Raw genomic sequence first — 16,189 nt, 5'->3', positions numbered from 1 at the left:
AAAAAGCTTTCAAACTTCTGTTTTACCAGAGTTTGAAAGCTTTTTTATTTTATCTTAAATTAAACTGCTGTCCTAATTATTGAAGATATGAATCAGAATTCATATTGATTGTATATTTTACACCGAATACTAAATAAAATTTTCTATGATTAAGCCTAAAATTTTGATGAAAACTATGAAAGTGCTATTTTCTAATTCAGTCAATAACTAACTTTACATTAAGTAAGTCTTGAACATAGGTTTAAGTTCGACACCGACAATTGATGTTAAAAACAAAGCACTAAAATGTTTAGGTCTTTGTTTTAACTTTGTAAATAAAATCGAAAAAATTGATAGTTTTCTATCAATTAAAAATCATCATAATGAACTATGAGTTAATTTAAAGCAATCTTAAATACTTCTAATTTAAAATATTGAGTTATTTAAATCATTAATAACTAATTTATTTTCTTTTTACGTAATGAGTGAAAAGAATGCTTAAAATGATCCCAATGCAACTGACAGTGATTAATAAATAAAAATAAGGAGGGGTATAACTTAATTTTATCTTTGTTTGTCCCTCTTTAACAGGAATAGTAGTCATAATACCGTTGCCTTGTTGAACCTTTAGAGGCTTTCCATTTGCCATTGCATGCATTCCTTCAGCATATACCATTGGCAAGACAAGATAACCGTGTTCCTTTTTCTTTTTAATAATTGTGAAACCATTTCTTTCTTTTTTTACTTTAACTGGTTGGAGCTGTTGAGAAGCTTTTTTTAATGTTTGATAGTTTTCACCATAAATTCCTTTTACTTTAAAACGATAAACTCCTTTTGACATCTTAATGTTAAGTTGATTTGAAGCTTTAGCACGCATCGTCACTGGCGAAACAAAACGACGGTATTTGTATGACAAACGGTTTCTTTCTTGCGAATATTCATTAACCCCTACTTTATGCTCTTTGTCAGGAGACAGTAATTCAACATCCATTTCAATATACATATCTTTATAATTTTTAACTATATTGCGAGGTAAATTGAGGGTGACGCCACCATTGTGCTGTTTAACTTTTAAATGTTTACTATCAATCCAATTCGCATGATTTAAGTTTTGTTTTGCATTAGAAAGTAAATTAGGATTAGGTTTAAAATCAGTATTGGCTTGGGATTTATGATTCAATACGACACCTTTAAGCATAGCTTGCTCTCTATCAAGGGGAGATTTTAGTTTTCTTGCATCATAAATTTTATTAGTAATGTGTGCACTAGGATAATTTATTGTATTAACAGAGTGAATCCATTGATCTTTTTTATCAGTTATAAGTTCTTTCTTTTTAAAACCATAAGGCATATTTAAATCATCAGGATGTCGTAATCGATCTTGAACATCCCAAAGAGACATTAAGTTTGCACGATTATTTAAATATCGATAAGTACTATTTTTATCTACAGGCATATTAATTTGTAACGTCTGGTCATAGTATTTCAATATATCTCCATCGAAAATACTGGAATACAATGATGTGCCGTTGTAGTGATATATCAAAGGTGAGTTTAATGCATAGTATGAAAAATAATCTAATCTTTTCAATGGATCTGTAGAGCTTTGATGCATATACTTAATTTTTTTATTTAGGACAGGGCTTCTATAGCTCGAATCATTAATTGTTTTGATAGTCGTTTGATAAGGTTCGATAGTAATTTTTCTGGAATCATTAGTCATTAAGACTTGTTGAGCTAAAAATAAGACAACGAGTAATACCATCATTGAGGTACGTGTTAACAACGATTTATATTTAATAAATATAAATAACACTATGATTAAAATCAATGCAACAAACATCCACTTTACTGATCTTTCCGACAGTGCGATAAATATGAAACCGTATATGAATACTGGTATAGCAACAAAGGTGTATTCTTTAATTGATATTTCACTTAAATGTTGTATGAACAATGCAATTAATACACTTGTTGATAATGCTAAAAAGTAAACCCAACGTCTTTGGGGTAATGAAAAGCCATTAAATGCACTGTCAAACAATTGAGAAAAGGAACCGATAAGTAAAATCCAAGTTGCAATTGCGAACAATTTATAATAATAGTGTTGATATAATTTAAAACAAAATAATGCAATGATAGCAATAAAAGAAATTGTAATGTAAAAACCATCAGCAAAAATATTATAATTGGTTTCAAATAAATTTGTGAAAAAAGTAATTTTGAAATTAGGATTTTGTGTTCGGTCATTATCTAAAAAAGAAGATACACCAGTATATAGTCCATAAATACTTACTAATACACTTAACAAAGTGGCACATACGAGTATGTATAATTTCTGCCAACGATTCACAATATCTTTCTCATGAGGAATAGCGAATCGATAAATAAAATAGAAACCTATGACAATTGCTTCATAGTAACTAAAATAAAAGTTTGAGAATAATGTATAAGCAATCGCGAAAATAAACCAACCTATTTTACGTTCTTTAAAGAATCTTTCTATAGCCCAAAGTGACATAGGTAACATAATTAAAAGATTACCGTAAAAAGACCAAGTAAAATTATAATATGTAACAACAGTAGACATACCATATAAAATAGTTGCGATAAACATTGGTGCGGGTTTAAGTCGCAAATAACTAAATAAATAAAATGAAAAAATAAATGTGATTACAGTGCGCACATATGCCATGATTAATTGGTTTATTGTCCAAAAGCTGATGTCATGAGGATTCACATTGATAGTTTGTTCTAATATCCATATCATAGAGAAGTTGATCCACATCAATGGAGATAGTGAATAATAATATGCCAGTGATTTAACATAGTCGCCTCCCAATCCAAATGAAGCATCATAAAATCCTTTTAATGATGTGAAGTGTTCATAAAGGTGCATTTGAAAAGGCATCATTTGTCTGAAGCCATCTCCACTACCACTAAATACTATACCTTTAGTTATAAATTGATAGAGAAAAGGGCCATATAGAATAAATGACAATATACAACTAACTAAAACGATTAGTGTAAAACGTTTAATAGGTTTATTCCATATATTTTTAATCATGGCGAATCCTCATCTTTCTTTTCCTTATATTCTTTAATCTAATGAATACAATACTCACCACTATACTAAATATTGAGATAGAAAACATCGTTTTTAGAAAAGGTGGTCGATATTGAATCGTAATTGTTTTATCATTTTTATTAACCGGGACACCTGTCATCATATAATTCACCTTTTTGATATTGCTTTGTCGGTCATCCACGTATGCACGCATACCTTTACGATATGGAATATTAATGACTGCAAGTCCTTTAGAATGGTGATCTAAGTTAACTTTTACCCCGTTTTTTATATCTTTATAACGCATATTAAAGTTAGCATGATGGTGTGCTTGTTTTAGCGTATCATAATTTTCACCGTTTAATTCTAACAGTTCCAAATTGAACTTACCTTTTGGTGATAGTTGAATCGTAATATCACCATTTTTGTCTGGTAAACTTCGATAAAGCACTTTGCTTATTCCCGTGCGATATATAGAATCATTGTATAGACGATGATTATGATATTGATTGATGCTCACAGTGTAATTACTGTCAGGATCGCCTCGTTTAATATTCATAGTGAGATAAAAATCTTTGTATTTGTCTCTTATATTCTTAGGTAAATGTAATTTGATTATTCCGCTCTCTTTATTAACGGTTAGTTCATTGTTTGAATATCGTGTTATATTTTGTGTTGATACACGTGTTTGGTCTAACAAATTTTTAACTTTTGAGTGATACGCTGTACCTTTTGATGTCACAATAGCACCATTAATCATTGCATGTTCTCTATCTATAGGTTTTTTTAAACTTTTATGATTATAAATGTTTTGTGTTACTTTTACACTTGGTAGTGGAAGTTGATTTTTATAAATAATATATTGTCCACGTGACTTAACTTTCTTAAAATAAGATGGAATAAAATTTTGATAATCTTTCATCATTAAATATTTTACTGAAAACAGACTCTCGATATTTTGCCGAGCATTAGTAGACTGGTATCGACTGACAGATTCTTCAGCTAAATTAATTTTTAAGGCATCATAATAGAAATCGAGAATGTTGTGATGAAATATACTAGAGTAAATACTAAGTCCTTTAAAATTTTGATACATAGGGGTATTATCTTGTTCATCGACACGCCAATTTATTCGTTGATCGTCATTCTTAGTTTGGTTCATTTCTTTTACTAACGATCTTTGTATAGCCGAGCTATAGAAACTTGAATTAATGTATCGCTTGTTCGCACGATTGATATGATCTTGAAAGAAAATTTGATTTTTTATGAATACGAAAGTAATCATAAGACTGAGAGCAGCGATTGAAATACTATAAAGGTAAGTAAGATAATAACGTACTTTTTTCTCTTTTATTAATAAAATTAATAGTCCAATCACTGACACTACTGGAACTAAAGAGAGCCAAGGTAAAAAAGTATTGTAGCTAATTGAACTTATGTAGATGACACTTTGAGCTATCAGATTAGTATAAATATAAGTCTTTGGTCGAATTGTTTTAAAATATTTTACAAATAACCCAATTAAAATTGAACTATTAAAAGCTAAGATAAAATGCCATCGTTTTTGAGGTGCTGAAAACCCATTAAATAGTTGGTCAACAAATGGGAGAAATGCAAAAATAATTGTTGCCAATAATAACAATGCAAATAATTTATAATAAAAATGTTTGTATAATTTGATTGTCAAAAGAGCTTGAATAGATAAAAATATCACAACAATCAAGTAATTATCGAAAAATATATTGGTATCTTTATTTAAATGTTCAATCCAATTCACTTGTCCTGTAAATGATTGTCGACGATTATTAAGAAAACTTTGAACACCATGAAAGAACACAAACATACTATTTCCTAAAGCGAGCAGAGCACTACATATAATTGTAAGAGAAGCTTGCCAACGAGTTAAACTATCTTTAGGATGTCTGTAAATAATTCTAATCAGGGTATAACCTATACCAATAATGAGGAAATAATATGCAAAATAAAAGTTATTAATTAGAATTAGACTTACAGTTAGTATAAATAAACCTGCTTTAAAATCCCTTAATAAACGTTCAATCCCTAATAATAAGAGTGGTAACCAAATGAAAGTATCACTAAAGAATGGCCAGTAAATTGTAAATCTAAAGTACAAAGGTGACATAACAAAGATAAATGAAATCAATAAACTGATTATTTTATTTTTAGAAATATAATAACTAAATAAATAAGTGCAAAACAGAGCAATAGTTGATTTAATAATTGAAACAATTAGTGCGTTGTACATCCAAAGAAGAATTTGATTTGTGTTCAATGAAAAGAATATTTCACATAATTTGATGATAGGGACATTTAAAATAAATATTAAATTTGTTGAAAAATAATAACTTAAGTCAGTGAAAAAATCTCCGCCAAGACCCAAATGTGTTGAATAAAATAAGTTCCCTTGAGTCCATTGATGATAAAGATACATTTGAATAGGAATCATCTGTTCCATACCATCATTTGGGCCAGTTGAAAGAACACCATCATGATGGAAGCGAAAAATAATATAACTATGACCAATTAATGATAATGTAATTAATAATATAATGAAACATGCTTTTCTTCTCATTTACTTCTCCTAAAATGCATCATATTGACCTAAAAATTTTGTTAGCTTAGTCAAATTGTAGGTTATTATGGCAATGAATGAAAGTATTAGTGGCATTATTTAAATCTATTTACATTAAATTTAATGTTATTTAATAAAGTTAATTGATTTTAATAGTTTTGAATAAGTTTACAAATAGTCATCGTAGATTTTTTATGAATAGAAAAATGATTTTTATACTAAATGATGCACGTGTTAAACTTAAAGTGGTTGGGTTAGCTATTATAAAGTATAATTATGAAGTTATAGATAAAAGTTTAAGAAAATAATAAGAATAGGATGATGACTCATGGCGATACAATGGTATCCAGGTCATATGGCTAAAGCCAAAAGACAAGTTAGTGAACAACTGAAAAAGGTAGATGTAGTTTTTGAACTCGTCGATGCACGTATTCCATACAGTTCGAGAAACCCTATGATTGATGATGTCATTAAACAAAAACCTCGAGTAGTAATTTTAAATAAAAAAGATATGACGAATTTAAAAGAATTAGAAAAATGGGAAATTTATTTTAAAAATGAAGGTTTCTATCCGGTAGCTGTAGATGCAAAACATGGCAAGAATCTTAAAAATGTTGAAGTTGAAGCTATAAAAGCAACTCAAGAAAAATTTGATCGTGAAAAAGCCAAAGGTTTAAAACCTAGAGCGATAAGAGCTATGATTGTAGGCATTCCTAATGTAGGAAAATCAACACTTATCAATAAGTTAGCAAAACGTAGTATCGCCGAAACTGGAAATAAACCAGGAGTAACAAAACAGCAACAATGGATTAAAGTTGGGAAGTCTCTTCAATTACTAGATACACCAGGTATTTTATGGCCTAAATTCGAAGATGAAGAAGTCGGTAAAAAATTAAGTTTAACTGGTGCAATTAAGGATAGTATCGTTCATTTAGATGAGGTAGCTATTTATGGTTTGAATTTTATGATTAAACATGATGTTTCAGCTTTAAAGAGACATTATAATATTGATACACATGAAGACGCTGAGATACTCGATTGGTTTGATGCAATTGGAAGAAGAAGGGGATTGTTACAAAAAGGAAATGAAGTAGATTATGAATCTGTCATTGAGTTGATCATCAATGATATGAGAAATGCAAAAATTGGAACTTATTGTTTTGATATTTTAAAAGAAATGAAGAGTGAATGATAGTATGTCTCTAACAATTAAAGAAATCAAAGAAAAACTATCTCGAATTGAAACGTTGGAAGAGTTACATAAACATGAAGCAAATAATGATTCACGTAAAGGTGTTATAAATGCGATTAAGTCTAGGGAAAAAAATATTCTTAAGCAACAAGCATTAGAAGAGCACTATTTATCCATGAATCAATACGAAAACAACATTATGTCCTCTAACAGAGATGCATTAATTTGTGGAATTGATGAGGTAGGGCGTGGGCCCTTGGCTGGACCAGTGGTGGCTTGTGCAGTCATCTTAGAGAAGAATCATCATTATATTGGTTTAGATGACTCTAAAAAAGTGTCTCCCAAAAATAGAGCACGACTTAATCAAAATTTAAAAGAAAATGTCTATCAATATGCATATGGCATAGCGTCCTCAGTTGAAATAGATGAATTGAACATTTATCGGGCAACTCAATTAGCTATGCTACGTGCTATAAATCAATTAGATGTTACACCGACGCATTTATTAATAGACGCAATGACACTAGATATTGATATTCCACAAACCTCAATTATTAAAGGTGATGCTAAAAGTGTGTCTATCGCAGCAGCAAGTATCATGGCTAAAGAATACCGTGATCAATATATGAGACAACTATCTAAACAGTTTCCAGAATATGGTTTTGATAAAAATGCAGGTTATGGAACTAAGCAACATTTAAAGGCTATTGATCAAGTGGGCATAATCAATGAACATCGTCAATCATTTGAACCAATTAAATCAATGATGAAATAATTTGAATTTTGCTTAAATTGCAATAAATACTGGCAATCAGTTTACAATAGCGCTTACATTTTTTATAATTAAAGGGCAACTTAACCTAAGAAACAGGAGGATGGAAGATGAATATCCACGAGTATCAAGGGAAAGAAATATTTCGTTCAATGGGCGTTGCAGTTCCAGAGGGACGAGTAGCATTTACTGCTGAAGAAGCAGTGGAAAAAGCGAAAGAATTAAATTCAGACGTATATGTGGTTAAAGCGCAAATTCACGCTGGGGGTAGAGGTAAAGCAGGCGGCGTGAAAATTGCTAAATCATTATCTGAAGTCGAAACGTACGCAAATGAACTGCTAGGTAAACAATTGGTCACACATCAAACTGGGCCAGAGGGCAAAGAGGTCAAACGTTTATATATCGAAGAAGGATGCGATATCCAAAAAGAATATTATGTTGGTTTTGTTATTGATCGTGCTACTGATAAAGTGACTTTGATGGCATCAGAAGAAGGTGGAACTGAAATTGAAGAGGTTGCAGCTCAAACACCTGAAAAGATTTTCAAAGAAACAATTGATCCAGTAGTAGGATTATCACCTTACCAAGCGCGACGTATCGCTTTTAATATTAACATTCCAAAAGAATCAGTTGGAAAAGCAACTAAATTTTTATTAGCACTATATAATGTCTTTATCGAAAAAGATTGTTCTATTGTTGAAATTAACCCACTTGTTACAACTGGAGACGGTCAGGTATTGGCTTTAGATGCTAAATTAAACTTTGATGATAATGCATTATTTAGACATAAAGATATTTTAGAATTACGAGATTTAGAAGAAGAAGATCCTAAGGAAATAGAAGCTTCTAAATATGATTTATCATACATCGCTTTAGATGGAGATATTGGTTGTATGGTTAATGGCGCAGGTTTAGCCATGGCAACAATGGATACAATTAATCATTTTGGTGGAAATCCAGCCAACTTCTTAGATGTAGGTGGCGGTGCTACAAAAGAAAAGGTAACTGAAGCATTTAAAATTATTTTAGGTGATGACAATGTTAAAGGTATCTTTGTAAATATTTTTGGTGGAATTATGAAATGTGATGTTATTGCCGAAGGTATTGTAGCAGCGGTTAAAGAAGTTGAACTAACATTACCATTAGTTGTTCGTTTAGAAGGAACTAATGTCGAACGTGGTAAAGCAATATTAAACGAATCAGGTTTAGCTATTGAGCCAGCAGCAACTATGGCTGAAGGTGCTCAAAAAATTGTGAAACTTGTTAAAGAAGCATAAGGAAAGGATGGGAGCACTAAGATGAGTGTATTTATTGATAAAAATACGAAAGTAATGGTACAAGGTATCACAGGGTCTACTGCCCTTTTCCATACAAAACAAATGCTTGATTATGGGACACAAATTGTTGCAGGGGTAACACCTGGTAAAGGTGGACAAGTTGTAGAAGGTGTTCCAGTATATAACACTGTTGAAGAAGCTAAAAATGAAACAGGAGCTAATGTATCTGTTGTATACGTACCAGCACCATTCGCTGCTGATTCAATTATTGAAGCAGCTGATGCCGATTTAGACATGGTTATTTGTATTACTGAACATATACCTGTTGTTGATATGGTTAAAGTAAAAAGATATTTACAAGGTCGTAAAACACGTTTAGTAGGACCAAACTGTCCTGGTGTGATAACTGCCGACGAGTGTAAAATCGGTATTATGCCGGGATATATCCATAAAAAAGGCCATGTCGGTGTCGTGTCTCGTTCTGGTACATTAACGTATGAGGCAGTGCATCAATTAACTGAAGAAGGTATCGGTCAAACAACTGCTGTAGGTATCGGCGGTGATCCAGTAAATGGGACTAACTTTATTGATGTTTTAAAGGCGTTCAATGAAGATTCTGAAACTAAAGCCGTTGTAATGATTGGAGAAATTGGTGGTACCGCAGAAGAAGAAGCGGCACAATGGATTAAAGAAAATATGAACAAACCTGTAGTAGGTTTTATCGGCGGTCAGACAGCACCTCCAGGTAAACGTATGGGTCATGCTGGAGCTATTATTTCAGGAGGTAAGGGTACAGCATCTGAAAAGATTAAAACATTAAACGATTGTGGTGTTGAAACTGCAGATACACCTTCTGAAATAGGAACAACCCTTATTGATGCAGCTAAAAAAGCAGGCATTTATGAAGAGTTATTAACTATTAAAAAATAATATATATTAGTATTGATTTCAACGAACCTTGAACATTAAACCTTTGTTCAGGTTCGTTGTTTTTTGTATAAAGAACACCATACACTATGCGTATGATTCACAAAAGTTTAGCTTTATCTAAAAAAAGCATCTCTACATGCTAGAATATACATCGGTCAGCCAACCAAAATATTCAACACGAAGAGATGCTTTTTAATGTCATCCGACACAAACAGTTTAGCACATACATAATGAAATTGTAAGTAGCACATTGTTTTTGAGCCCAGATATAGCAGGCTAGTGATATATGGAAAAGAAATAAGGTATAGGAAATCCCTTGTGTCAATGATGTGAGTGGAAAATTGTAAAATAATTGAAGCAAAGGTATATACATATGTTGGTAAGTATTCCATCCCATATAGGTGTATCATCATTTGTTGAATACTTAAATAGAAGAATAGTTTAATTTTTGATAGATATTTCAATTGAAAATATAAATATGAGAACAGAATGGTAACGGAAAATCTTAGTGCAGAGAATTTGGTGAGGAACCAGGTAGGTTGATTTAAATAAAAATCAAAATAATGGATTAAGTATTAGCATAATTTTATTTATAAAAAATTAGTTATCTTTTTTTGATACGTTGATTTATATATAATAGTAGAAACATGAAATTCGACAATTTTACAATACACTATGACACATTAAACCTTTGTCATTAAATTACTCCTTACAAATACATGATATTTAAAAAATAAATGTCTTTAAACAGTAAACTAAAATATTTGAATTTGAAGGTATAATAAGGACAAAGGAGTAATGATAATTGATACAACATACGATGTTAAAACTATATTGGGCAAATTTCACTACGGCACAACTTCATCATCTTACAAGTACATATCCTGACTTTCTATCAGAAAACGTATTTCATCAACATGACATGATAAAAAGGTGGCTTACAGAGCGTAATTCTGAAAGGCTATGGAACAAATATGAACGTTTCAAAGAATTAAAGCTGATGGACATTATTAAAGAAATGAAAAAAGCAAATGTTAGTTTTACAACATACTTTGATGATAACTACCCTTCTCTTTGCAAAGAAATGTATGATTATCCTTATGTGATATTCTACAAAGGAAATCCACAGTTCTTTAATCATTCTCACTCTTTAGCTGTAATTGGCTCACGTAATGCCACACAATATACAAGTCAATCTTTAAACTATCTTTTTCCTTCATTTAGACAATTAAATATGGCGATTGTTTCTGGATTAGCGCGCGGTGCAGATAGTGTAGCACATCAAACCGCACTTAAATACCTATTACCAACTATTGGCGTACTTGGATTTGGCCATTGTTATCATTATCCTAAAGCAACCTTAAATTTAAGAACTAAAGTTGAAAGGAATGGCTTAGTGATAAGTGAATATCCACCATTTTCTCCTATAAGTAAGCATAAATTTCCTGAAAGAAACAGGCTTATAAGTGGTCTGTCCAGAGGGGTACTTATAACTGAGGCTGAAGAAAGAAGTGGTAGTCAAATCACTATCGATTGTGCTTTAGAGCAAAATAGAAATGTTTATGTTCTACCTGGTTCAATGTTCAACAAAATGACTAAAGGTAATTTAAGAAGGATAAATGAAGGTGCTCAAGTTGTTATAGATGAAAGTAGTATATTATATGATTATCTATTTTAGTAAATGATAGATTTACTTTCTGAATTAATTATTTATATCCTTTAATTTAGTTAAAGTTTAATGAATCAAAAATAATAACAATTCTTACAAAATTGGAAATTAAAAATTAAAACGTTGACAAATACAAAATTAACCGTTTATCATTTATCTTTAGTAATTCAATTTGCAAGGGGGAATAAACTTTGGCAGATAATTTAGTCATTGTTGAATCGCCTGCAAAAGCTAAAACCATTGAAAAATATTTAGGCAAAAGATATAAAGTTATTGCTTCAATGGGACATGTTCGTGACTTACCAAGAAGTCAAATGGGTGTCGACACTGAAGATAACTATGAACCAAAATATATTACAATTCGTGGCAAAGGTCCTGTAGTTAAAGATTTAAAAAAACATGCGAAAAAAGCAAAAAAAATATTTTTAGCTAGTGACCCTGACCGTGAAGGTGAAGCGATTGCTTGGCATTTATCAAAAATTTTAGAATTAGAAGATAGCAAAGAAAATAGAGTAGTATTTAATGAAATTACAAAAGATGCTGTTAAAGATAGTTTTAAGCATCCTCGTGGTATTGAAATGGATTTAGTTGACGCGCAACAAGCACGTCGTATTTTAGATAGACTCGTTGGTTATAATATTTCTCCAGTATTATGGAAGAAAGTTAAAAAAGGGCTGTCTGCTGGGAGAGTTCAGTCAGTTGCTTTACGTTTAGTCATTGATCGTGAAAATGAAATTCGTAATTTTAAACCTGAAGAGTATTGGTCCATTGAAGGTGAATTTAGATACAAGAAATCTAAATTTACAGCTAAATTTCTACACTATAAAAATAAACCTTATAAGCTAAACAACAAAGACGATGTTCAAAGGATTACTGAAGCATTAAATGGTGATCAATTTGAAATCACAAATGTGAATCGTAAAGAAAAAACACGTTATCCTGCTCATCCATTTACTACATCAACCTTACAACAAGAAGCTGCACGTAAACTAAATTTTAAAGCACGCAAGACAATGATGTTAGCACAACAATTATACGAAGGTATTGACTTAAAGCGTCAAGGTACAGTAGGTTTAATTACGTATATGCGTACCGATTCTACTCGTATATCAACTTCTGCAAAATCAGAAGCGCAGCAATATATAAATGATAAATATGGTGAACAGTACGTGTCTCAGCGTAAATCATCGGGTAAACAGGGCGATCAAGATGCTCACGAAGCTATTAGACCTACTAGTACAATGCGAACTCCTGATGACATGAAAGCTTTTCTTACTAGAGATCAACACCGTCTATACAAATTAATTTGGGAAAGATTTGTAGCAAGTCAGATGGCTCCAGCTATTTTGGATACAGTAGCTTTAGATGTAACTCAAAACGACATTAAATTTAGAGCTAATGGTCAAACTATTAAATTTAAAGGTTTTATGACACTATATGTAGAAGCAAAAGATGATAAAGAGAATGATAAAGAAAATAAGCTTCCTCAACTAGATAAAGGAGATAAGGTAACTGCGACAAAGATTGAACCGGCACAACACTTTACACAACCTCCTCCTCGTTATACTGAGGCGCGTTTAGTTAAAACGCTTGAGGAACTTAAAATTGGAAGACCTTCAACATATGCTCCAACCATTGATACGATTCAAAAGCGGAACTACGTCAAGTTAGAAAGTAAACGCTTCATCCCAACTGAATTAGGAGAAATTGTTTATGAGCAAGTTAAAGAATACTTCCCAGAAATTATTGATGTAGAATTCACTGTAAACATGGAAACATTACTTGATAAAATTGCCGAAGGTGACATGAATTGGCGTAAAGTAATAGGAGACTTCTACAACAGTTTTAAACAAGATGTTGAACGCGCAGAATCTGAAATGGAAAAGATTGAGATTAAAGACGAGCCAGCTGGTGAAGATTGTGAAGTCTGTGGTTCTCCAATGGTTATTAAAATGGGAAGATATGGTAAGTTTATGGCATGTTCGAACTTTCCGGACTGTCGTAACACCAAAGCAATTGTCAAAACGATTGGTGTCACATGTCCGAAGTGTAATGAAGGAGATGTCGTAGAACGTAAATCAAAGAAAAATAGAATTTTCTATGGTTGTTCTAGATATCCAGAATGTGATTTTATTTCTTGGGATAAACCTGTTGGAAGAGATTGTCCTAAGTGTCATCATTACCTTGTGAACAAGAAAAAAGGTAAAAGTAGTCAAGTTGTGTGCTCCAACTGTGATTATGAAGAAGAAGTTCAAAAATAGATGAGTGATTTTAGGAGGGGCAAAATGACGCAAAAAGTAAACGTTGTAGGAGCTGGTTTAGCTGGCTCTGAAGCTGCATATCAATTAGCTCAACGTGGAATTAAAGTGAATTTAATTGAGATGCGTCCAGTTAAACAGACACCGGCGCACCATACAGATAAATTTGCTGAATTGGTATGTTCAAATTCATTGAGAGGTAATGCACTTACAAATGCTGTTGGTGTTCTTAAAGAGGAAATGAGACATTTAGACTCGTTAATTATCACATCAGCAGATAAAGCACGTGTGCCAGCGGGTGGTGCTTTAGCAGTGGATAGACATGATTTTGCTGGCTATATTACAGATACCTTAAGAAACCACCCTAACATCACTGTATTAAATGAAGAAGTTAATCATATACCAGAAGGTTATACGATTATTGCAACTGGCCCTCTAACTACTGAGCATTTAGCTCAAGAAATTGTTGATATTACTGGTAAAGATCAATTGTATTTTTACGATGCTGCCGCACCAATAATAGAAAAAGATTCAATTAATATGGATAAAGTATATTTGAAATCACGTTATGATAAAGGTGAAGCAGCGTATCTTAATTGTCCTATGACTGAAGAAGAGTTTAACCGGTTTTATGATGCAGTATTAGAAGCTGAAGTTGCACCAGTCAATGAGTTTGAAAAAGAAAAATATTTTGAAGGGTGTATGCCTTTTGAAGTCATGGCTGAAAGAGGGCGAAAAACTTTGTTATTTGGTCCGATGAAACCTGTTGGACTTGAAGATCCTAAGACTGGGAAACGCCCTTATGCAGTTGTTCAATTAAGACAAGATGATGCAGCTGGAACATTATATAATATTGTTGGCTTTCAAACACATTTAAAATGGGGTGCGCAAAAAGAAGTCATTCGTTTAATTCCAGGATTAGAAAATGTTGATATTGTAAGATATGGTGTGATGCACCGAAATACCTTTATTAATTCACCTGATGTTTTAAACGAAAAATATGAATTAAAAGGACATGATAATTTATATTTTGCTGGACAAATGACTGGCGTTGAAGGTTATGTTGAAAGTGCTGCCAGTGGATTAGTTGCAGGTATTAATCTTGCGCATAAAATTTTAGACAAAGGGGAAGTTATTTTCCCTAGAGAGACAATGATAGGTAGTATGGCTTACTACATATCACATGCCAAAAATGAGAAGAATTTTCAACCTATGAATGCCAATTTTGGTCTTTTACCATCTCTCGAAAAACGTATTAAAGATAAAAAAGAAAGATATGAAACACAAGCCAAAAGAGCGTTAGAGTATTTAGATAATTACAAACAAACGCTGTAATTTACAAATAGGTTAACTAGGTAGTGGGTAACTACCTGGTTTTTTTGTGATGAATATTATTTAAAACTAACTTAAATTAAGTAAGACAAGTGAGTTAGAGAAAATTATGACTAATTTTGGATAAAGTTTGAAATTAATTCTCTAAAGATTTTGAATTGATTATCAAATTATTGTATGCGTTTTTACACATATGCTACAATGCAATATGATGGAGGGGATTGATTTTGGATAAAATCCAAGAAACATTTTTATATATGTTAAAGGTTGAAAGAAACTTTTCAGAGTATACGTTAAAATCTTATCATGATGATTTAGTTCAATTTAACAACTTTTTAGAAAGAGAACATTTACAACTTGAGACTTTTGAATATAAAGATGCTAGAAACTATTTGGCTTTTTTATATTCTAATCAATTAAAAAGAACTACGGTGTCAAGAAAGATATCAACTTTACGTACCTTCTATGAATTTTGGATGACTCAAGATAATTCAATTATTAATCCCTTTGTTCAACTAGTGCATCCTAAAAAAGAGAAGTATTTACCTCAATTCTTTTATGAAGAAGAAATGGAAGCACTTTTTCAAACTGTAGAGCATGATAATAAAAAAGGCATACGAGACAAAGTTATTATTGAATTGTTATATGCAACAGGAATACGTGTGTCTGAATTAATAAATATTAAACTAAAAGATATAGATATGAACTTACCAGGTGTAAAAGTTTTAGGTAAAGGAAATAAGGAAAGGTTTATCCCTTTTGGAGAGTTCTGTAGACAGAGTATAGAAAGATACTTAGAAGAATTCCAACCTAAACAATTAGCCAATCATGATTATTTAATTGTAAATATGAAAGGTGATCCTATCACCGAAAGAGGAGTAAGATATGTACTTAATGATGTCGTTAAAAGAACCGCTGGCGTCAATGACATACATCCTCATAAATTAAGACATACTTTTGCTACACATTTATTAAATCAAGGTGCTGATTTAAGGACTGTACAATCTTTACTTGGTCACGTCAATTTATCGACTACTGGACGTTATACACATGTTTCGAATCAACAACTGAGAAAGGTGTATTTAAACGCACATCCTCGAGCAAAAAAAGGAGAGTAATT

The 16,189-nt window shown here is 31.7% G+C and carries 10 protein-coding genes; 8 read left to right on the top strand and 2 right to left on the bottom strand.

Annotated features, from left to right (window positions below; all coding sequences use genetic code 11):
- Positions 1–442: 442 nt before the first annotated feature.
- A complete protein-coding gene (locus HMPREF2576_RS02800; protein WP_070856162.1) occupies positions 443–3,046 on the bottom strand; it encodes a YfhO family protein in 2,604 nt (867 codons plus the stop codon).
- Positions 3,039–5,639 (bottom strand): YfhO family protein, encoded by a 2,601-nt coding sequence (locus HMPREF2576_RS02795; RefSeq protein WP_002468914.1) that lies wholly within the window; start codon positions 5,637–5,639, stop codon positions 3,039–3,041. Before HMPREF2576_RS02795 ends, HMPREF2576_RS02800 begins: the two co-directional genes overlap by 8 nt.
- 328 nt (positions 5,640–5,967) lie before the next feature.
- On the opposite strand from HMPREF2576_RS02795, the gene ylqF reads away from it, so the two are divergent.
- The 8 genes from ylqF (at position 5,968) to xerC (ending at position 16,187) form a co-directional block, all read left to right on the top strand.
- Complete coding sequence (gene ylqF, locus HMPREF2576_RS02790) at positions 5,968–6,831, top strand: ribosome biogenesis GTPase YlqF (protein WP_001829495.1); 864 nt, start codon at positions 5,968–5,970, stop codon at positions 6,829–6,831.
- A 4-nt stretch (positions 6,832–6,835) separates the two neighbouring features.
- On the top strand, positions 6,836–7,606 hold the full coding sequence (locus tag HMPREF2576_RS02785) for a ribonuclease HII (protein ID WP_001829514.1): 771 nt from the start codon (positions 6,836–6,838) through the stop codon (positions 7,604–7,606).
- A 107-nt stretch (positions 7,607–7,713) separates the two neighbouring features.
- Complete coding sequence (gene sucC, locus HMPREF2576_RS02780; protein WP_002439496.1) at positions 7,714–8,880, top strand: ADP-forming succinate--CoA ligase subunit beta; 1,167 nt, start codon at positions 7,714–7,716, stop codon at positions 8,878–8,880.
- A 21-nt stretch (positions 8,881–8,901) separates the two neighbouring features.
- Complete coding sequence (gene sucD / locus HMPREF2576_RS02775; protein WP_002446283.1) at positions 8,902–9,810, top strand: succinate--CoA ligase subunit alpha; 909 nt, start codon at positions 8,902–8,904, stop codon at positions 9,808–9,810.
- An 805-nt stretch (positions 9,811–10,615) separates the two neighbouring features.
- Positions 10,616–11,488 (top strand): DNA-processing protein DprA, encoded by an 873-nt coding sequence (dprA, locus tag HMPREF2576_RS02770; protein ID WP_001829468.1) that lies wholly within the window; start codon positions 10,616–10,618, stop codon positions 11,486–11,488.
- A 182-nt stretch (positions 11,489–11,670) separates the two neighbouring features.
- Positions 11,671–13,740, top strand: a complete 2,070-nt coding sequence (gene topA / locus HMPREF2576_RS02765) for a type I DNA topoisomerase (protein WP_001829508.1) — start codon at positions 11,671–11,673, stop codon at positions 13,738–13,740.
- A 24-nt stretch (positions 13,741–13,764) separates the two neighbouring features.
- Positions 13,765–15,072: an FADH(2)-oxidizing methylenetetrahydrofolate--tRNA-(uracil(54)-C(5))-methyltransferase TrmFO gene (trmFO, locus tag HMPREF2576_RS02760; protein WP_001832560.1), complete on the top strand. Its 1,308-nt coding sequence runs from the start codon at positions 13,765–13,767 to the stop codon at positions 15,070–15,072.
- 254 nt (positions 15,073–15,326) lie between these two features.
- Positions 15,327–16,187, top strand: coding sequence for a tyrosine recombinase XerC (gene xerC / locus HMPREF2576_RS02755; protein WP_002439503.1), 861 nt, complete (start codon positions 15,327–15,329; stop codon positions 16,185–16,187).
- Positions 16,188–16,189 lie beyond the last annotated feature (2 nt).

The organism is Staphylococcus sp. HMSC063F05 (genome assembly GCF_001837075.1).
Lineage (GTDB): Bacteria > Bacillota > Bacilli > Staphylococcales > Staphylococcaceae > Staphylococcus > Staphylococcus epidermidis.
The sequence above is the reverse complement of the archived record's forward strand: the minus strand, read 5'-3'. Positions and strand labels throughout refer to the sequence as shown.